This is a genomic window from Methyloparacoccus murrellii, from assembly GCF_054657115.1.
In genome coordinates, this window is record NZ_BAAHXD010000056.1 from 1 (window position 1) to 19,974 (window position 19,974).

General features: G+C 61.7%; 15 protein-coding genes and 1 tRNA gene. All 16 read left to right on the forward strand.

Features of this window, described 5'->3' with window-relative positions; all coding sequences use genetic code 11:
• Window positions 1-57: 57 nt before the first annotated feature.
• The 16 genes from ACYQ1H_RS13620 (at window position 58) to pstB (ending at window position 19,774) form a co-directional block, all read left to right on the forward strand.
• Window positions 58-133: transfer RNA gene (locus ACYQ1H_RS13620), tRNA-Trp, on the forward strand.
• 45 nt (window positions 134-178) lie between these two features.
• Window positions 179-559: a preprotein translocase subunit SecE gene (gene secE, locus ACYQ1H_RS13625; RefSeq protein ID WP_460028591.1), complete on the forward strand. Its 381-nt coding sequence runs from the start codon at window positions 179-181 to the stop codon at window positions 557-559.
• Between the two features lie 4 nt (window positions 560-563).
• A complete protein-coding gene (gene nusG, locus ACYQ1H_RS13630; protein ID WP_460028592.1) occupies window positions 564-1,097 on the forward strand; it encodes a transcription termination/antitermination protein NusG in 534 nt (177 codons plus the stop codon).
• 76 nt (window positions 1,098-1,173) lie between these two features.
• Window positions 1,174-1,605 carry a 50S ribosomal protein L11 gene (gene rplK, locus ACYQ1H_RS13635; protein WP_460028593.1) on the forward strand — a complete coding sequence of 144 codons (432 nt, stop codon included), beginning with the start codon at window positions 1,174-1,176 and terminating at the stop codon, window positions 1,603-1,605.
• Window positions 1,606-2,301 (forward strand): 50S ribosomal protein L1, encoded by a 696-nt coding sequence (gene rplA, locus ACYQ1H_RS13640; RefSeq protein ID WP_460028594.1) that lies wholly within the window; start codon window positions 1,606-1,608, stop codon window positions 2,299-2,301.
• A gap of 220 nt (window positions 2,302-2,521) precedes the next feature.
• Window positions 2,522-3,049: a 50S ribosomal protein L10 gene (rplJ, locus tag ACYQ1H_RS13645; RefSeq protein ID WP_460028595.1), complete on the forward strand. Its 528-nt coding sequence runs from the start codon at window positions 2,522-2,524 to the stop codon at window positions 3,047-3,049.
• Window positions 3,050-3,095: 46 nt separating this feature from the next.
• Window positions 3,096-3,470 (forward strand): 50S ribosomal protein L7/L12, encoded by a 375-nt coding sequence (gene rplL, locus ACYQ1H_RS13650; protein ID WP_460028596.1) that lies wholly within the window; start codon window positions 3,096-3,098, stop codon window positions 3,468-3,470.
• A 236-nt stretch (window positions 3,471-3,706) separates the two neighbouring features.
• Entirely contained in the window at window positions 3,707-7,783 is a 4,077-nt protein-coding gene (rpoB, locus tag ACYQ1H_RS13655) for a DNA-directed RNA polymerase subunit beta (protein WP_460028597.1), read from the forward strand.
• 93 nt (window positions 7,784-7,876) lie between these two features.
• Window positions 7,877-12,061 (forward strand): DNA-directed RNA polymerase subunit beta', encoded by a 4,185-nt coding sequence (gene rpoC / locus ACYQ1H_RS13660; RefSeq protein ID WP_488199409.1) that lies wholly within the window; start codon window positions 7,877-7,879, stop codon window positions 12,059-12,061.
• 73 nt (window positions 12,062-12,134) lie between these two features.
• On the forward strand, window positions 12,135-12,803 hold the full coding sequence (locus tag ACYQ1H_RS13665; RefSeq protein ID WP_460028598.1) for a c-type cytochrome: 669 nt from the start codon (window positions 12,135-12,137) through the stop codon (window positions 12,801-12,803).
• A gap of 106 nt (window positions 12,804-12,909) precedes the next feature.
• A complete protein-coding gene (locus tag ACYQ1H_RS13670) occupies window positions 12,910-13,452 on the forward strand; it encodes an ATP-dependent zinc protease family protein (RefSeq protein WP_460028599.1) in 543 nt (180 codons plus the stop codon).
• 34 nt (window positions 13,453-13,486) lie between these two features.
• Window positions 13,487-15,025, forward strand: a complete 1,539-nt coding sequence (locus ACYQ1H_RS13675) for an inactive transglutaminase family protein (RefSeq protein WP_460028600.1) — start codon at window positions 13,487-13,489, stop codon at window positions 15,023-15,025.
• A gap of 4 nt (window positions 15,026-15,029) precedes the next feature.
• Window positions 15,030-15,995, forward strand: coding sequence for an alpha-L-glutamate ligase-like protein (locus ACYQ1H_RS13680; protein WP_460028601.1), 966 nt, complete (start codon window positions 15,030-15,032; stop codon window positions 15,993-15,995).
• 177 nt (window positions 15,996-16,172) lie between these two features.
• The gene (pstC, locus tag ACYQ1H_RS13685) at window positions 16,173-17,552 is read left to right on the forward strand and encodes a phosphate ABC transporter permease subunit PstC (protein WP_460028602.1); all 1,380 of its coding nucleotides are present in this window, start codon (window positions 16,173-16,175) and stop codon (window positions 17,550-17,552) included.
• A complete protein-coding gene (pstA, locus tag ACYQ1H_RS13690) occupies window positions 17,545-18,855 on the forward strand; it encodes a phosphate ABC transporter permease PstA (RefSeq protein WP_460028603.1) in 1,311 nt (436 codons plus the stop codon). The genes pstC and pstA overlap by 8 nt, the downstream gene beginning before the upstream one ends.
• A gap of 82 nt (window positions 18,856-18,937) precedes the next feature.
• Complete coding sequence (gene pstB / locus ACYQ1H_RS13695) at window positions 18,938-19,774, forward strand: phosphate ABC transporter ATP-binding protein PstB (RefSeq protein ID WP_460028604.1); 837 nt, start codon at window positions 18,938-18,940, stop codon at window positions 19,772-19,774.
• Window positions 19,775-19,974 lie beyond the last annotated feature (200 nt).

Below are 19,974 nucleotides of genomic sequence, written 5' to 3' on the forward strand. Positions count from 1 at the left end.
ATCGAGTAATCAGGTTCGAGGGGCGTGCCATGCGCGCCCTTCGGTAAGCAGGGTTAAAGGTCAGTAGCTCAATTGGTAGAGCAGCGGTCTCCAAAACCGCAGGTTGGGGGTTCGAGCCCCTCCTGGCCTGCCATTTCCCTTCCGACATCTCACGTTTCACCGAAATAAAGGAATTCCCATGAGTGCGAGGGAGGAATCGACGTCGTCCTCGGGTCTGGATACTGCCAGGCTGGTGGTGGCCATCCTGATTCTGGTGGGCGGAATCGTCGGCTTTTATTACTTCGCGGACAAGGGGCTGGTGTACCGGGTTCTGGGTATCCTGGCGGCTTCCATCGCCTCGATTGCTCTGATTCTGGCTACCGCGATGGGGAAATCCTTCTTGGGTTTTTTGCGCGAGTCGCGGGTCGAGGTCAGGAAAATGATCTGGCCGACGCGCCAGGAAACCATGCAGTCGACGCTGGTTGTTGTGGCCCTGGTTTTTCTGGTTGGTCTTCTGCTGTGGACGTTGGACGCCATGCTTTTCTGGGGTGTCAGTCACCTCACCGGACAAGGGAAGTAGTCCGATGTCCTTCCGCTGGTATGTCGTGCATGCCTATTCCAACTATGAAAATCAGGTAAAGCGCTCGCTGGAAGAGCGTATTACCCGTTCCGGCCTTGATCAGTATTTTGGTCGCATCTTGGTCCCGACTGAGGAAGTGGTCGAGATGCGCCAGGGTCAGCAGCGTAAGAGCGAGCGCAAATTTTTTCCGGGCTATGTGCTGGTGCAGATGGAGCTAAACGAGGAAACCTGGCACCTGGTCAAGGAGGTTCCCCGTGTGCTTGGCTTCATCGGTGGCACATCCGATCGCCCGGCGCCCATCTCCGACAAGGAGGCGGAAATCATCCTGGGCCGTATGGAGGAAGGGGCGGCCAAGCCCAAGCCCAAGATTCTCTTCGAGGTTGGCGAAGTCGTCCGTGTCAATGAGGGCCCGTTCAAGGATTTCAACGGGGTCGTTGAGGAAGTCAACTACGAGAAAAGCCGGCTGCGCGTTTCGGTTCTCATTTTCGGCCGATCGACGCCCGTCGAGCTGGATTTCGGTCAGGTCGAAAAGGCCTAGTCCGCAGATACCCCTTGCGAGGGGTGGTTCGTCACTATGGGGAGCCGTTACCGGCGTCTGACCCACAGGAGTAAACATGGCAAAGAAGATTACCGGCTATATCAAGCTGCAGGTGAAGGCCGGCGAGGCCAATCCGAGTCCTCCCATCGGCCCGGCCCTGGGTCAGCGCGGCGTCAATATCATGGAGTTCTGCAAGGCGTTCAATGCCGCCACCCAGAATGTTGAGAAAGGCCTGCCTCTGCCCGTGGTCATCACGGTCTATGCCGACAAGAGCTTCACTTTCATCACCAAGACGCCGCCCGCGACAGTGCTCATCAAGAAGGCTGTGGGGCTGAGCAAGGGCAGCAGCAATCCCAATACCAACAAGGTTGGCAAGATTACCCGCACGCAGTTGCTGGATATTGCCAAGCAGAAGCAGCCCGATCTTACCGCGGCCGACGAGGATGCGGCCATCAGGACCATTGCCGGCAGTGCTCGCAGCATGGGTTTGGATGTGGAGGGTGTATAAATGGCTAAGCTGAGCAAGCGCGCAAGACTGATCAACGAGAAGGTTCAGCCCGGCAAGATTTATGCGGCCGAGGAGGCGTTCCAACTCCTGAAGGCGGTTTCGACCGTCAAGTTTGTCGAGGCGGTCGATGTGGCCGTGATTCTCGGGGTTGACCCGAGGAAATCCGACCAGGCGGTTCGTGGTGCCACCGTGCTGCCGAACGGTACTGGCAAGTCGGCCCGGGTAGCGGTGTTCGCCCAGGGCGCGAATGCCGACGCGGCGCGCGAGGCGGGTGCCGACATCATCGGCATGGATGACCTGGCCGCGCAGGTCAAGGCGGGCGAAATGAACTTCGACGTGGTCATCGCCACGCCGGATGCCATGCGTGTGGTCGGCCAGCTTGGCCAGATCCTGGGGCCGCGTGGGCTGATGCCGAATCCGAAAGTCGGTACCGTAACGGCGGATGTGGCGACGGCTGTCAGAAACGCCAAGGCTGGCCAGGTTCGTTATCGTACCGACAAGAAGGGCATCATTCACTGCACTATCGGCAAGGTGAATTTCGAGCCTGCCGCACTTAAGGAAAACCTGGAGGCGCTGCTGGCAGATCTCAAGAAGGCCAAGCCCTCCACATCCAAGGGGGTCTACCTCAAGAAGATCACCGTTTCCACGACCATGGGGCCAGGGCTCGCACTGGATCAGGGCAGCTTGGCTGCCTGAAGACTTTGGGTTGCCGGAGGAGCTTTTGCCTTCCGGTGACCGTCAAAGACCGCAGGTGCACTCGATGCTTAATCCCGTCGGGCCTGCGCAGACGGTGTACTGGAGTCGGCAACCGACGAAAGGAGCCGTGCAATCGCGTCCTGGCGGATTCCGCCAAGGCGTTGTTTAGGCTCTGAATGGTTTACCCGCTGTTCAGAATGTTACATATTGGAGAAACACAGTGGCGCTGAGACTAGATGACAAAATCGCTGTCGTCGAGGAAGTGTCCGCTATTGCCGCCAAGGCGCACTCCGCCGTGGCCGCGGAATACCGCGGTCTGACGGTGGGTCAGCTGACCGATCTGCGCAGGAATGCGCGTGCCTCCGGCGTATACCTGCGTGTGGTGAAGAACACCCTCGCGCGCAGGGCGGTCGAGGGCACCGAATTCCAGTGCATGCAGGAAGGTCTGGTGGGTCCGCTGATCCTGGCCTTTTCGCTGGAGGATCCGGGTGCTGCGGGACGTCTGATCGCCGACTTCATCAAGACGAACGACAAGCTGGTTGTTCGCCTGGTCGCGGTCGGCGGCAAGCAGTACGGTCCCACCGGGCTGGAGCGCCTGTCGAAGTTGCCGACCAAGGATCAGGCCATCGCCATCCTGATGGGCACCATGAAGGCCCCGGTCGAGAAGTTCGTGCGTACCCTGGCCGAACCGCATGCCAAGCTGGTTCGTACGATAGCGGCCATTCGCGATCAGAAGCAGGCGGCGTAGCCAACCACGGCACGCTCCTAACACACAATCAATTCGGAGAAATTCGATGGCAGTATCAAAAGAAGATATCTTGGAAGCTATCTCTAACATGTCGGTCATGGAGGTCGTTGACCTGATCTCCGCCATGGAAGAGAAGTTCGGTGTTTCCGCTGCGGCAGCAGTCGCTGTCGCGCCGGCAGCGGCGGCGGCTGCGGCCCCGGTCGAGGAGAAGACGGAGTTTGACGTTGTCATGACCGGTTTCGGCGACAACAAGGTCAACGTGATCAAGGTCATCCGGGCCGTCACCGGTCTGGGCCTCAAGGAAGCCAAGGACATGGTGGAAGGCGTCCCGGCGACCGTCAAGGAAGGCATCAACAAGGCCGAAGCCGAGGACATCAAGAAGCAGCTGGTCGAGGCTGGCGCAACGGTAGACATCAAGTAACTTGTCTCCGCTGTCAGGCTAAACCGCCCCTCAAGGCTGGTAGCTCAAGCTACCGGCCTTTTGGCGCTGTAGGGATGCGGTAAAGCCCGGCAGATATTTGCCCCGACCGGTTGCGTGAGGCTCCGCCGGCGGCTGCCCGGGCTCCCATGCGAGCGGGGCGGGAACGGCAAGGCCTGATCCAGGCCGTCCCCTCACTCTGTGATAACCCTGTTAGAACCGTCAGGTAAGGAATCGAAATGGCCTATTCTTTCACCGAAAAGAAACGCATCCGTAACAGTTTTGGCAAGCGTCGGGATGTGCTCGACGTTCCCTACCTGCTGACGACCCAGGTTGAATCCTACAAGCGCTTCCTGCAGACCGACGTGCAGCTGGCGCACCGCGCCGACGAGGGGCTGCACGCGGCGCTGAAATCCGTTTTCCCCATCACCAGCCATTCCGGCCATGCGGTGCTGGAATACGTTGACTATTGGCTCGGGGAACCTACCTTCGACGTCAAGGAGTGTCAACAGCGCGGCGCCAACTATGCGGCGCCCTTGCGCGTTCTGGTGCAGCTGGTCCTCTATGACCGCGATTCGCCCGCCGCCGCAAAGATCGTCAAGGAGATCAAGCGCCAGGAAATCTACATGGGCGAGATCCCGCTCATGACCGATACCGGCACCTTCATCATCAACGGCACCGAGCGCGTCATCGTCTCGCAGCTGCACCGCTCGCCGGGCGTGTTCTTCGACCATGACCGCGGCAAGACCCATTCCTCGGGCAAGCTGCTCTTCAATGCGCGCATCATTCCCTATCGTGGTTCCTGGCTCGATTTCGAGTTCGATCACAAGGACTGCGTCTACGTTCGCATCGACCGCAGGCGCAAGCTGCCGGCAACGGTGCTGCTGCGCGCGCTGGGCTATGACAACGAGGAGATCATCGGTCTCTTCTTCGAAACCAACCGCTTCATGCTGCGCGGCGACAAGGTATTGCTGGAGCTGATTCCGGACCGGCTGCGTGGCGACATCGCCAGCTTCGACATCCACGTCGACGGCAAGGTCCTGGTCGAAAAGGGCCAGCGCATCACTGCCCGCCACATCCGCGAGATCGGCAAGGCCGGACTGACCCAGCTGGAAGTGCCCCGCGACTATCTGCACGGCAAGATCCTGTCGCGCAACATCGTTTCCGCCGAGACCGGCGAGCTGCTTGCCAAGGTCAACGACGAGATCACCGATGATCTCATCACCCGCCTGTCCGAAGCCGGCGTCGATGCCGTCGATACCCTGTTCGTCAACGACCTCGATCGTGGCCCCTACATCTCCAATGCCATGCGCATCGACTCGACGGAGACCCAGCTGGACGCACTGGTCGAGATCTACCGCATGATGCGTCCCGGCGAGCCGCCCGCCAAGGAAGCGGCCCATGCGCTTTTCGACAACCTGTTCTTCTCGCCGGATCGCTACGACCTGTCCGCGGTCGGTCGCATGAAGTTCAACCGCCGCCTGGGCCGGGCGGAAGTCACCGGCAGCGGCGTGCTGACCAAGGAGGACATCATCGATGTCCTGCGCGAGCTGATCAATATCCGCAACGGCCATGGTGCTGTCGACGATATCGACCATCTCGGCAACCGCCGCGTGCGTTCGGTGGGCGAGATGGTGGAGAACCAGTTCCGTCTCGGTCTGGTGCGCGTCGAACGCGCCGTCAAGGAGCGCCTGTCCCTGGCGGATGCGGAAAACCTGATGCCGCAGGAAATCATCAATGCCAAGCCGGTGGCGGCGTCGATCAAGGAGTTCTTCGGCTCCAGCCAGCTGTCGCAGTTCATGGACCAGAACAATCCGCTCTCCGAAGTCACCCACAAGCGTCGCGTGTCGGCGCTGGGCCCTGGCGGTCTGGCGCGGGAACGTGCCGGCTTCGAGGTGCGCGACGTGCACACCACCCATTACGGACGGGTCTGCCCCATCGAAACGCCGGAAGGCCCGAATATCGGGCTGATCAACTCGCTGTCGGTCTACGCCCGCACGAACCAGTACGGCTTTCTGGAGACGCCCTACCGCAAGGTCGTCGAGAGCCGGGTTACCGACGAGATCGAGTACCTCTCCGCCATCGAGGAGGGCAAGTACTTCATCGCCCAGGCCAGCGCCAAGGTCGACGCCGAGGGGCGGCTGGTCGACGATCTCGTTTCCTGCCGACACAAGGATGAATTCACGCTGGCGGCGGCGACCCAGATCAACTACATGGACGTCTCGTCCAAGCAGATCGTGTCGGTGGCCGCCTCGCTGATTCCGTTCCTGGAGCATGACGACGCCAACCGCGCGCTGATGGGTTCCAACATGCAGCGCCAGGCCGTCCCGACCCTGCGTACCGAAAAGCCGCTGGTGGGTACGGGCATGGAGCGCATCGTGGCCCGCGACTCGGGCGTGACCGTGGTGGCCAAGCGTGGCGGCACCATCGAGTTCCTCGATGCCAGCCGTATCGTGGTGCGCGTCAACGACGACGAGACCGAGGCCGGCGTACCGGGTGTCGACATCTACAACCTCACCAAGTACACGCGCTCCAACCAGAACACCTGCATCAATCAGAAGCCGCTGGTGAAGCCGGGCGACCAAGTGGCCAGGGGCGACATCCTGGCCGACGGTCCCTCCACCGACATGGGCGAGCTGGCGCTGGGGCAGAACCTGCTGGTCGCGTTCATGCCGTGGAATGGCTACAACTTCGAGGACTCGATCCTGATCTCCGAGCGCGTCGTGCAGGAGGATCGCTTCACCACGATCCACATCGAGGAGAAGTCCTGTGTCGCTCGCGATACCAAGCTGGGGCCGGAGGAAATCACCGCCGACATCCCCAACGTCGGCGAGGCGGCCCTGGCCAAACTGGATGAGTCCGGCATCGTCTATATCGGCGCGGAAGTGAAGGCTGGCGATATCCTGGTCGGCAAGGTCACGCCCAAGGGCGAGACGCAGCTGACGCCCGAGGAGAAGCTGTTGCGCGCGATCTTCGGCGAGAAGGCGTCCGATGTGAAGGACACCTCGCTGCGGGTACCCTCCGGCATGGACGGTACGGTGATCGACGTACAGGTCTTTACCCGCGATGGTGTCAAGAAGGACGAACGCGCCAAGCAGATCGAGCAGGCCGAGATCGAGCGGGTGAAGAAGGATCTGAACGACCAGTTGCGCATCATCGAGAAGGACTTCTATCAGCGCGTCGAGGCCATGGTCCTCGGCAAGGAAGCCCATTCGGGGCCTGCACGGCTGAAATCCGGCACCGTCATCACGGCGGAGTATCTCGCTGGCCTGAAGCCGGCGCAGTGGCTGGAAATCCGCATGAGGGACGAGGACGTCAACCTGCAACTGGAAGCCATCACCGAGCAGATCGCCATCCAGCGCGAGGAGATGAACAAGCGTCTGGAGGAGAAGAAGCGCAAGATCGCGATCGGCGACGACCTGCCCCCCGGCGTGCTGAAGATGGTCAAGGTCTATCTGGCCGTGAAGCGCCGCATCCAGCCGGGCGACAAGATGGCCGGTCGCCACGGCAACAAGGGTGTGATCTCGCAGATCGTACCGGTCGAGGACATGCCGTTCGCAGCCGATGGCACGCCGGTCGATATCGTGCTCAACCCGCTCGGTGTGCCCTCGCGCATGAATGTCGGTCAGGTGCTGGAGACGCACCTCGGCTGGGCGGCGCGCGGGCTGGGCATCAAGATCGGCAGGATGCTCGAGGTGCAGGCACAGGTGGCCGAGATCCGGCAGTTCCTGAAGGATGTCTACAACAGCAGCGGTCGCACCGAGAATCTCGACGAACTCACCGACGCCGAGGTTCTGGAACTGGCCGGCAATCTTCGTGGTGGCGTGCCCATGGCGACGCCGGTCTTCGACGGCGCCAGCGAGCGTGACATCAAGTCGATGCTGAGGCTGGCCGGCCTGCCGGAAAGCGGGCAGACGAAGCTGTTCGACGGTCGTACCGGCGAGTCCTTCGATCGCGATGTCACCGTCGGCTGCATGTACATGTTGAAGCTGAATCACCTGGTCGATGACAAGATGCACGCGCGTTCGACCGGTCCCTATTCGCTGGTGACGCAGCAGCCGCTGGGTGGCAAGGCCCAGTTCGGTGGCCAGCGCTTCGGCGAAATGGAAGTCTGGGCGCTGCAGGCCTATGGTGCCGCCTACACCCTGCAGGAGATGCTGACGGTCAAGTCCGACGATGTCACCGGACGCACCAAAATCTACAAAAACATCGTCGACGGCGATCACCGGATGGAGGCGGCGATGCCGGAGTCATTCAACGTGCTGATCAAGGAAATCCGCTCCCTGGGAATCAACATGGAATTGGAGCAGGATTAGCGCGAGGCGAAGGCGCGCTCCGGGCCGCGGTTCCGGCCCGGCTTCCCCAGTGTTCAGATTAGGAGATGACCAGTGAAAGATCTTATTAGTTATTTGAAGCGTCAGAATCAGGTCGATGATTTTGACAACATCCGCATCAGTCTGGCCTCGCCGGACATGATCCGTTCCTGGTCCTACGGTGAGGTCAAGAAGCCGGAAACCATCAACTACCGTACCTTCAAGCCGGAGCGCGACGGTCTGTTCTGCGCCAAGATCTTCGGTCCGGTCAGCGACTACGAGTGTCTGTGCGGCAAGTACAAGCGCCTGAAACACCGTGGCGTGATCTGCGAGAAATGTGGTGTCGAGGTGACCCTGTCCAAGGTGCGTCGCGAACGTATGGGGCACATCGAACTCGCCAGCCCGGTCGCCCACATCTGGTTCCTGAAGTCCTTGCCCTCCCGCATCGCTCTGCTGCTGGACATGACCCTGCGCGAGATCGAGCGGGTGCTCTACTTCGAGTCCTACGTGATCATCGACCCGATGCAGACGCCCCTGGAGCGCAACAAGCTGCTGAGCGAGGAGGAGTTCTACGAGGCAACCCAGCAGTATGGCGATGATTTCGTGGCCAAGATGGGTGCGGAGGCCATTCATGAGCTGCTGCGGACGATGGATCTGCCGCGCGAAGTCGAATTGCTGCGGGAAGGCATTGCCGGCACCACCTCCGAAACCAAGATCAAGAAATACACCAAGCGGCTGAAGGCCATCGAGTCGCTGATCTCCTCCAACAACAAGCCGGAGTGGATGATCCTCACGGTCCTGCCGGTGCTGCCGCCAGAGCTGCGTCCGCTGGTGCCCCTGGATGGCGGCCGCTTCGCCACTTCCGACCTGAACGATCTCTACCGCCGCGTCATCAACCGCAACAACCGCCTCAAGCGGCTGCTGGATCTGAACGCACCGGACATCATCGTGCGCAACGAGAAGCGCATGCTGCAGGAATCCGTGGACGCCCTGCTGGACAACGGCCGCCGCGGTCGGGCCATCACCGGTTCCAACAAGCGGCCGCTCAAGTCGCTGGCCGACATGATCAAGGGCAAGCAGGGCCGCTTCCGCCAGAACCTCCTGGGCAAGCGTGTCGACTACTCCGGCCGCTCGGTCATCGTGGTTGGCCCGACCCTCAAGCTGCATCAGTGCGGCCTGCCCAAGAAGATGGCGCTGGAGCTGTTCAAGCCCTTCATCTTCAGCAAGTTGCAGTTCCGCGGTCTGGCCACCACCATCAAAGCCGCCAAGAAGATGGTGGAGAAGGAGAGTCCGGAGGTCTGGGACATCCTTGACGAGGTCATCCGCGAGCATCCCGTGATGCTGAACCGTGCCCCGACGCTGCACCGTCTGGGGATCCAGGCGTTCGAGCCGACGCTGGTGGAAGGCAAGGCCATCCAGCTGCACCCGCTAGTCTGCAGCGCCTTCAACGCCGACTTCGACGGTGACCAGATGGCCGTGCACGTGCCCCTTTCGCTGGAGGCCCAGCTGGAGGCGCGTACCTTGATGATGGCGACCAACAACATTCTGTCGCCGGCCAACGGCGAACCCATCATCAACCCGACCCAGGACGTGGTCCTGGGACTCTATTACATGAGCCGCGAAGCCGTGGGTGCCAAGGGCACGGGCATGATCTTCGCCGATGTCGAAGAGGTTCAGCGGGCGCTGGACAACCGCGTGCTCGACATCCAGGCCAGGATCACCGTACGCCTCAAGGAGACGATCCTGCACGAGGACGGACAGCGTTCCTCCCATGTCCGTCGCGCCGAGACCACGGCCGGTCGGGCGATCATCTGGACCATCGTGCCGGAAGGGATTCCCTTCGAGCTGGTCAACGTGGACATGACCAAGAAGGCCATCTCCCGCCTGATCAATCATTCCTACCGCACGCTCGGCATCAAGGCCACGGTAGTGTTTGCCGACAAGCTGATGTACATGGGCTTCTCGAACGCGACCCGCGCAGGCGTGTCGTTCGGCGTGGACGATATGGCCATCCCGGCCCGCAAGGAGGAGATCATCGCCGCGGCCGAGGCCGAGGTGAAGGAAATCCAGAATCAGTACGCCTCCGGTTTGGTGACCGACGGCGAGCGCTACAACAAGGTCGTGGATATCTGGTCGCATGCCAACGACCAGGTGGCCAAGGTCATGATGGAGGGCCTGGGTACCGAGGTGGTGGTCAAGCCGGATGGCAGCGCTGGCGAGCAGAAATCGTTCAACTCCGTGTTCATGATGGCCGATTCCGGCGCCCGTGGTTCGGCCGCCCAGATCCGCCAGTTGGCCGGCATGCGTGGCCTGATGGCGAAGCCGGACGGCTCCATCATCGAAACGCCGATTACCGCCAACTTCCGTGAAGGGCTGGACGTACTGCAATACTTCATTTCCACCCACGGCGCCCGCAAGGGTCTGGCCGACACCGCGCTGAAGACCGCCAACTCCGGCTATCTGACACGTCGACTGGTCGACGTGGCGCAGGATCTGGTCATTACCGAGGAGGATTGCGGCACGAACGACGGCCTGCTGATGTCGCCCCTGATCGAGGGCGGTGACGTCGTCGAGCCGCTGGCCGAGCGCGTGCTGGGTCGTGTCGTGGCCGAGGATGTGCTGGATCCGGCCAGCCAGGAGCTGCTGCTGACTGCCGGCTCCATGCTCGATGAGACGGCCGTGGCCCTCCTGGAGCAGCACAGCGTGGACAACGTCCGCGTGCGCTCCGTCATCACCTGCAGGACCCGCTATGGCGTCTGCGCCTCCTGTTACGGGCGCGACCTGGGTCGTGGCCACAGGGTCAACATCGGTGAGGCCATCGGGGTCATCGCGGCGCAGTCGATCGGCGAACCCGGCACGCAGTTGACCATGCGTACCTTCCATATCGGCGGTGCGGCATCCCGGTCGGCGGCCATCAGCAACGTGGAGGTGAAGTCGGCCGGCACCATCAAGCTCAACAACGTCAAGACCGTTGTCAACAAGGACGGCAATCTGGTTGCGGTTTCCCGTTCGGGCGAGGTGAGCGTCATCGACGAGCACGGTCGCGAACGTGAGCGCTACAAGATCCCCTATGGTGCGGTGGCTTCGGCCCGTGACGGCGATCGCGTCAAGGCGGGTCAGGTCGTGGTGACCTGGGATCCGCATACGCATCCGGTCGTCACCGAAGTCCGGGGCTATGCACGACTGGTCGACTTCATTGAAGGCGTGACGGTCAAGGAGCAGTCGGACGAAGTGACCGGCCTCAGCTCGATGGTCGTCATCGACCCCAAGCAGCGTGGCGGTTCCGGCAAGGATCTCCGGCCGATGGTCAAGCTGGTCGATGAGAACGGTAACGACATCTTCATTCCCTCGACCGAAATCGTGGCGCAGTACTTCCTGCCGGCCGGCGCCATCATCGGCATCCACGACGGTGATCAGGTGCAGGTTGGCGACGTGCTCGCGAGGATTCCGCAGGAGTCCAGCAAGACCCGTGACATCACTGGTGGTCTGCCGCGCGTGGCGGATCTGTTCGAGGCGCGCAAGACCAAGGATCCGGCGATCCTCGCCGAGGCGACCGGCACCATCAGTTTCGGCAAGGAAACCAAGGGCAAGCGCCGGGTTATCGTCACCGATGCCCAGAATCTCCAGCATGAGGTGCTGATTCCGAAATGGCGGCATATCACGGTGTTCGAGGGTGAGCATGTCGAGCAGGGCGAAACCATCGCCGAAGGCGATCTGACGCCGCACGACATCCTGCGGCTGCGCGGTGTCGCGGAGCTGGCCTCGTATCTGGTCAAGGAAATCCAGGACGTCTACCGTCTGCAGGGCGTGAAGATCAACGACAAGCACATCGAGGTGATCATCCGCCAGATGCTGCGCAAGGTCGAGATCACCGACCCCGGTGATACCACCTTCCTGCGCGGCGAGCAGGTCGACCGTTCGCGCTTCCATGAGGAGAATGAGCGCGTGGAGGCCGAGAACAAGATTCCGGCCTGCTACGAGCCAGTCCTGCTGGGCATTACCAAGGCATCGCTGTCGACGGAGTCCTTCATTTCCGCCGCCTCCTTCCAGGAAACCACCCGCGTGCTGACCGAGGCGGCCATCCGTGGCTCCAGCGATAAGTTGCTGGGGCTGAAGGAAAACGTCATCGTTGGGCGCCTGATTCCCGCCGGCACGGGCCTGGCCTACCACCTCGATCGGAAGCGGCGTGCCGAACAGGAGGATCAGGGCGAAACCGAGGAGACACATGTCATGGATACCAGCGAGGTCGAGGAAGCCCTGAAGCAGGCCTTGAGTCTCTGAGGCGGGCGTGAGTGACAGACCGCCCCGCCTGGCTGCAGGGGCGGTCTTGTCCGGGCGTGTTGGTCAATGAATCATGGGCGGCGCCCAGCAATCGGGGCGCCATCGAGAATTCAAGAGTCGGAGCACCCTTATGTTCAATGTGAAGCTTAACGTTCCAGTCCTGGTAGGTATCTATGCGCTTGTCGCTCCTGCCGTCTTCGCCGCAGGCGATCCTGTCGCCGGCAAGCAAAAGTTCTATACCTGCGAAGGCTGCCATTCCGTGCCCGGCTACACGAACGCCTACCCCACGTACCATGTGCCGCGCATTGGCGGTCAGCATGCCGATTACGTGGTTTCGGCCCTGCAGGCATACCGCGACGACGAGCGCAAGCATGGCAGCATGAAAGGCAATGCCGATAACCTGACCGAGCAGGACATGCAGGATATCGCCGCCTATGTGTCCAAGTTCCGCGGCATGAATGCGAGCCTGCCGGTGACCGGCAATCCGCAGGCCGGCAGGACCAAGGCGGCTGCCTGCGCCAGTTGCCACGCCGAGGACGGCAACAGCGAGAATGCGATGTTCCCGCGCTTGGCCGGGCAGCATGAGAGCTACCTCATTCGGGCGTTGAACGAGTATAAGTCGGGAGCCCGCCGCAACCCCATGATGATGGGATTTGCCTCGACCCTGAGCGAGGAGGACATCAGGGATGTGGCGGCCTATTACGCCAGCCAGAAAAAAGGCCTGACCTATCCGCAGGACTGATCACCGATGGGGCGTCAGGCGGCGTGGCACGCTGTCCCGCTGGACTGACGCCCGGCATCGGGATCTTGACATGACGTGGGGCTTATCCATGCAGCGTGGCAAAGCGGTGACCTGTCTGCTGGCGTTCTCTCTCGCGATGGCGGCCCCGTCGGCGGCCAGGTCCGATGGGGTGACCCAGGACCGGAAGATCATGGGCTGGCTGGAAACGGTATTTCTCCGGCCACTCAATCTGCGCGTCACCGCCAAGCTGGATACCGGGGCTAAAACATCTTCCCTGCATGCCGGCAACGTCGAACATTTTTCTCGCGACGGGGATCCTTGGGTCCGGTTCGAGTTCCGCGCCGACAAGACCGCCGACCCGATCAGGATCGAGCGACCCCTGGTGAGGAAAGCGGTCATCAAGGAGCGGCTGTCGCGATCCTCCACCCGGGATGTGGTCACGCTGACCATCTGTAAGAACGGTCGGGACTATGAGACAGAATTCACCCTCAATGACCGTAGCAGCTTCAATTATCCCGTTCTGCTGGGCCGCAGTTTCCTTGCCGATGTGGCGCTGGTGGATTCTGCCGCGACGTTCATCTTCAAGGGCGATCAGGATGCCTGTGGCCAGCGAGGCAATGGGTCTGATGCCAAATCGGGCAAGCCTTAGCCGCATCGGATGCCGTTGCCGCTAGGTGGTTGTCATGCGTGGCGTCCACGTCAAGATTCTCGCCCTGCTGCTGACCGCGCTCGGCCTGAGCGTATGCTGGTTCAAGGTGACACGCCTGGGCCTGCCGCTGGTACCGACCGAGAAGGCCGAGGTGCTGACGGTCGAGGCGCGCATCGAATTCAAGGCCCGGCGCAATTCCGCCGCCAAGGTACGCTTCTATATTCCGCGCCAGCCCGCGGGCTATACCGTGGTGGACGAAAATTTCGTCTCCGGCAGTTACGGGCTGACGACCGAGGACGATGGTCTGCGTCGGGTGGCCGAGTGGGCTGTCCGCCAGGCCAAGGGCTATCAGGTGCTGTATTACCGCCTGCATCTGGCGCGTGATTCCAGCCTTCAGGCGCCGGCGGCCGAACCGCCCTTGACGCCCCCACCCGCCGTTCAGCCGCCAGCGTTGCCGGAAGCCCTGGGTTCAGCCGCCAAGGGCCTGATGGAGGATGTGCGCAGCAAGTCGGCCGACATCCGGTCGTTTGCCCGCGAACTGCTGGTACGGCTCAATGCGCCGACGGCAGACCCCAACGTCATCCTGCTCCGCCAGGGCATCGACGAACCCGGGGACTGGGTGCGGCGGGTGATGAACCTGCTGAGCGGCGCCGGCATTCCTGCCCGCATGGCCCATTATCTGATCTTAAAGGATGGCATCAATCACGGCTCGCTGACGCCCTGGCTGGAATTCTTCGATGGCAAGCAATGGACGGCCCTGAATCCGCATACGGGTGAGCCGGGTGCGCCCGAGGGCAGCGTGCTGTGGTACGTGGGGTCCCAGCCGGTGCTCGAGGTGCTGGGGGGCAAGAACGAGCAGGTCGATTATTCGGTCACGGAACGCGCACAGGACCGGACCTTGATCGCCGAGCAGCGGGCGCGGCAGATGGGGTCAAGGCTGATGGAGTATTCGCTGTTCAGCTTGCCGGTCAGCGTCCAGAACGTATATCGGGTATTGCTGATGGTGCCGGTGGGCGCCTTTCTCATCGTCATTCTGCGCAATGTCGTGGGACTCAAGGCCTTTGGCACCTTCATGCCTGTCCTCATTGCGCTGGCGTTCCGCGAAACCGAGCTGGTCTGGGGCATGGTGCTGTTCTGTATGCTAATCCTGCTGGGCTTGCTGATCCGTTTCTACTTGGAGTACCTCAAGCTGTTGCTGGTGCCGCGCCTGGCGTCGGTACTGATCATTGTCATCATGCTGATGGCGATCATCAGCATTTTCAGCCACAAGCTGGGGTTTGACCGCGGTCTGTCGGTGGCGCTGTTTCCCATGGTCATCCTGGCCATGACCATCGAGCGCATGTCCCTGGTCTGGGAGGAGCTGGGACCCGCCGAGGCGCTGATCCAGGGCGCCGGCAGCCTGATTGTGGCGGCTTTGGCGTATCTCTGCATGAGCAACCGCTACCTGGAGCACCTCATCTTCGTCTTCCCTGAATTGTTGCTGGTGATCCTGGCCATGACGCTGTTGCTGGGCCGCTATACGGGATATCGCTTGACCGAGCTGTGGCGCTTCCGGGCGGCGCTGAGAGACTGAGCGCATGGACCTGAGGCAGGCACTGACACCGCCCTGGCGACGGCTTCGGCGGCTTGGCATCATGGGCATGAACGAGCGGAATGCCGACTTCATCCTGCCGTACAATCCGCGCCGCAATTATCCGTTGGTGGACAACAAGCTGCTGACCAAGGAACTGGCCGTCAAGGCTGGAATAGTGGTGCCCCAGCTCTATTGCGTGATCGAAATCACCCATCAGATCGAGGAGCTGGCCACGCTGCTGAGCCCTTATGATGATTTTGTCATCAAGCCTGCCCATGGTGCTGGTGGCGAAGGCATCCTGATCGTGACCGGTCGGCATGATGGTCGCTATCGCAAGGCGAACGGCGTGCTGGCCGACGACGAGGAACTTGGACATCACATCTCCAATATCCTGGGTGGCATGTACAGCCTGGGAGGACTGCCCGACTCTGCGCTGATCGAGTATCGCGTCAGATTCGACCCGATTTTCGATCGCATCAGCTTTCAGGGAGTGCCGGATATTCGGACGCTGGTTTTCCGTGGCGTTCCTGTGCTGGCGATGGTGCGATTGCCGACGCGTCTGTCCGATGGCAAGGCGAATCTGCATCAGGGAGCGATCGGCGTCGGCATTGATCTGGCGTCGGGTCGAACCTTTTCCGGTGTCTGGCATGAGCGGCCCATCGAGCAGCATCCGGACACCGGCGGCAATCTTTCCGGCCGGTTGATTCCCTACTGGGACGAGATACTGGCCATGACTGCCGCCTGCCATGATTTTGCCGGCCTTGGGTTCATCGGCGTGGACATCGTTCTGGACGAGAACCATGGGCCGATGATGCTGGAGATGAACGCCCGGCCCGGCCTGAGCATCCAGCTGGCCAATCGCATCGGGCTGCTGTCGCGCCTGCGTCATATCCAGGGCCTGATTTCGATACCGGAGCCGGTGGCGGAGCGCGTGCAGCTGGCCAAGACACTGGCCCGGTACACCTCCTGATGAAAACCGGGTAAGCGGCAACAAGACTGTCATTGCGGCAGGCTATACTAGACACTTTGTCATTTTTGTCTGGTGGAGTTCTCTGCCGCGCCTGCATGGAATCCGGTTTTCCCATGGCAGTCCAGGCACCGCGTCAAGCCAAGGGGAGGCATGGGAGCGTGATCGAAGAGAGGCAACGTGGATAAATCGACCTTGCTGCTGCTGGTTCTGTTGTTGAGCGTGCTCGCCTTCCAGGTGGGCAGGCGGCGCGCGCTGTATTGGGCGGGCAACGCTGGCTTGCAGGAGCTGCACTCCCTTCCGGGGTACTACGGTTACTACACCGCGCTCTGGTGCGGGGTGCCGGCGTTGATGCTGATGCTGGTCTGGTTCACCCTCGAGGCCACGTACATCACGCACGCGGCCTTGGCGGTTCTGCCGGAGGCCATGCTGTCCGGCTCGCCCGAGCAGCTCAGCCTGCTCGTCAACGACATCCGCAATGTCGCAAGCAATGCGAACGGCGAGGCCGCGCCGGCGATCCGCGAGGCCGCGCGGCGTTATCTGGAGCTGGAGCACACCAGCAACCGGTTGCTGGCGCTGCTCACCGTCGCCACTGCCCTGGCGGGCATGTGGTGGGCCAGGACCAGGATTCGGCCGCAGCACCGCGCCCGAAACCAGGTCGAGGGCTTTCTCGAAATCTTCCTGATCGCCTGTGCCGGTGTGGCGATACTGACAACCATCGGCATTGTGCTGTCGGTATTGGTCGAGTCGGTCCGCTTCTTCAGTCTGGTGCCCTTGACCGATTTCCTCTTCGGCATGAAGTGGAGCCCGCAGATCGCCCTGCGCGCCGACCAGGCGGGTTCTTCCGGGGCCTTCGGCATCATCCCGCTGGTGCTCGGAACCACGCTGATCTCGCTGGTTGCGATGCTGGTGTCCGTTCCCGTAGGCCTGCTGTCGGCCATCTACCTGTCCGAGTATGCCAGTCCCCGCTTCCGCGCGGTCGCAAAGCCATTGCTGGAGGTGCTGGCTGGTATCCCGACGGTGGTCTACGGATTTTTTGCCGCACTGGTGGTTGCGCCCTTCATTCGCGATTTCGGCGCCTGGGCCGGGCAGGACGTCTCCTCCGAGAGTGCCCTGGCCGCCGGTCTGGTGATGGGGATCATGATCATCCCGTTCGTCTCTTCGTTGTCGGACGACTTTATCAATGCGGTGCCGCAAGCCCTGCGGGATGGGGCCTACGCACTCGGGGCGACCCAGTCGGAAACGATACGGCAGGTCGTGATTCCGGCGGCCTTGCCTGGCATCGTCGGGGGCATTCTCCTCGCGGTATCGCGCGCGATCGGCGAAACGATGATCGTCGTCATGGCTGCCGGGCTGAGTGCGAACCTGACCTTCAACCCGCTGCAGGCGGTGACCACGGTCACCACGCAGATCGTTACCCTGCTGGTGGGGGACCAGGAATTCGATAGTCCCAAGACCTTGGCCGCCTTCGCGCTGGGGTTGGTTTTGTTCCTGCTGACGCTGGCGTTGAACATCCTGGCCTTACGCATCGTGCGCAAATACCGTGAACAGTATGAGTGAGAGTGAGTCGCCCTCTGCCGAAGCCTCCGGGCTCCGCACCCTGGATGCCGTGTCCGCCAGCCTGGCCAGACGGCGCCGGGCCGAGCAGCGCTTCCGCTGGTATGGGCTGGTTTCCATCTGCCTCGGTTTGCTGGCCCTGGTGGTGCTGTTTGCCAGCATCATCGGCAAGGGTTATTCGGCCTTCCAGTACACCTACATCGCCCTGGATGTCGAGCTGGAGGCCGCCATCATCGACCCCGAGGGTACCCGTACCACCGAGCAACTGCTCGGCGCCGACTATGATGCCCTGTGGAAGAGATCGCTTGGCCGCTTGTTCCCCGAGGTGAGCGCGCGTCAGGAACGGCGCATGCTGTCCGCCATGATCAGCGGATCGGCGGGTGAGTCCATCCGGGAAAGCGTCCGGCGCGATCCGGCGATCATCGGCTCGACGGTAAGGCTGTGGCTGCCGGCGGACGATGCGGTCGACATGTTGAACAAGGGACACGTCCAGATTTCCGAGGCGCAGGCGAACGAGCGGCTGCGCGAGCAGCGGGGCTGGCTGGAGAAGCTCCGTGCCGAAGGGCGCGTCGAGAAACGGTTCAACCGCACCTTCTTCAGTCGGGGCGACTCCCGCGAGCCGGAAACTGCGGGTATTCTGGGGGCGCTGACCGGTTCTGCCCTGACCCTGCTGGTGACAGTGGGGCTTTCCCTGCCGATCGGCATTGCGGCCGCCATCTACCTTGAAGAGTTTTCCCCCCGCAATCGTTGGACCGATCTCATCGAAGTCAACATCAACAATCTGGCTGCGGTTCCCTCGATCGTGTTCGGGCTGCTGGGGCTGGCGGTATTCATCAATGTCATGGGCATGCCCCGCTCATCCCCGCTGGTCGGAGGATTGGTGCTGACCCTGATGACCTTGCCGGTGATCATCATCAGCGGTCGTTCGGCGCTGAAGTCGGTGCCGCCCTCGGTGCGGGAGGCGGCTCTGGGCATAGGCGCCTCGCCGGTGCAAATGGTATTTCATCATGTACTGCCGCTGGCCATCCCGGGAATGCTGACCGGAGCCATCATCGGCACCGCGCGTGCGCTGGGGGAGAGTGCGCCATTACTGATGATCGGCATGGTCGCCTTCATTGTGGACATTCCCGCCCGCATCACCGACCCGGCCACGGTTCTCCCTGTGCAGATCTATCTTTGGGCGGATAGCCCCGAGCGCGCCTTCACCGAGCGCACGTCGGCGGCCATCCTGGTGCTGCTGGGTTTTCTGATCGTGATGAACGGGTTGGCCGTCTATCTCAGGAAGCGCTACGAGAGACGCTGGTAGGGACATCCAGGATCGATAACGCCTGTGTGTCTGCCGATCAGGCCGCAGGGCATGAACATCTCAGGCGAGAGATAATGGCGACATGAGAGACAAGAACAGAGCCTCACCGGATATCAACTACAGCCGGGAGCATCGCGAAACCGTGGGGGAAATCCTTTCCGCCAACGCGCGCATTCAGTGCCGCAAGGTCAATGTCTATTACGGCGACAAGCATGCCATCCAGGATGTGACCCTGGATATCGGCCGCAACGAGGTCATTGCGCTGATCGGTCCTTCTGGGTGCGGCAAATCAACCTTCATCCGCTGCCTGAATCGCATGAACGATACCGTGCCGGGCTGCCGCGTGACGGGTGAGATATTGATGGATGGCCGGGCCATCTATGGGCCCGATATCGATGTGGTACCCCTGCGGGCCCAGGTGGGCATGGTTTTTCAGAAACCCAATCCCTTCCCGAAAAGCATCTTCGAGAACGTGGCCTATGGTCCGCGCATCCATGGTCTGGCGCTGTCCAAGGCCGAACTGGAGGAAATTGTCGAGGTTTCGTTGCGACGCGCCGGTCTCTGGGATGAGGTCAAGGACCGGCTCAACCATCCCGGTACCGGTCTTTCCGGTGGCCAGCAGCAGCGTCTCTGCATCGCCCGGACGATAGCGGTCAATCCTGAGGTGATCCTCATGGATGAGCCGTGTTCGGCGCTGGATCCGATCGCCACCGCCAAGATCGAGCAACTGCTCGACGAACTGCGCTCCCAGTTCACCATCGCCATCGTCACCCATTCGATGCAGCAGGCTGCGCGCGTTTCCCAACGTACAGCATATTTCCATCTTGGGCGCCTGATCGAGGTCGGGGAAACGGCCCAGGTGTTCACCAATCCGCAGCATCAACTGACGGAAGACTACATCACGGGACGTTTCGGTTAGGGTCAGAATCCCCGTTGCTCCACCTTGATGTCCCTCTGCCGGGTGGGCGGCCATCCCATCTTTTGTGGCTGGCCGGTATCGGGTGGTCATGTTTTGCACCCATGCGCGGGGCTGAGGGTTGCCGCAAATTTCCTTGCTGGACGCCCCATCCCGGCTGGCGCCGATCCATGCCGGCAGACATCGAACGGGAGAAAAATAAA